We start from the raw sequence: 365 nt of genomic DNA, 5'->3' as shown, positions 1-365 counted from the left end.
CGAGCAGACGAACCGCTGTTTCATCCTTGTAAAGGTTCGGGTACAACTCCGTACACAGCTTCCGGGAATACAGCGGGAGGATCAGCGTCTCCTGCACGGTGTTTTTCTCAATTTTACATTTCATAGGTTTCTTCCTCAGTGAATAAAAACTGTCATAATTGCCGCCAGCATAGCCGCTATGACCGTCATGCCTATCGCCATGTGCAGGATGGATGCAAAAATACCCGTGCTTGATGCCCCTACTTCCGCGCCGTGACGCAGAGCCACTTTTTCTTTTTGTGTATCTGCACCTCGTGAAAACCCGCCCGCTCCAGACATGCCTTTAATTCAATGTCCTTGTAGATGGTCATGCCGCCGATGATCTG

The organism is Collinsella sp. AF29-7AC (genome assembly GCF_003475665.1).
In the GTDB taxonomy this organism is placed as follows: domain Bacteria; phylum Actinomycetota; class Coriobacteriia; order Coriobacteriales; family Coriobacteriaceae; genus Collinsella.
The sequence above is the reverse complement of the archived record's forward strand: the minus strand, read 5'-3'. Positions refer to the sequence as shown.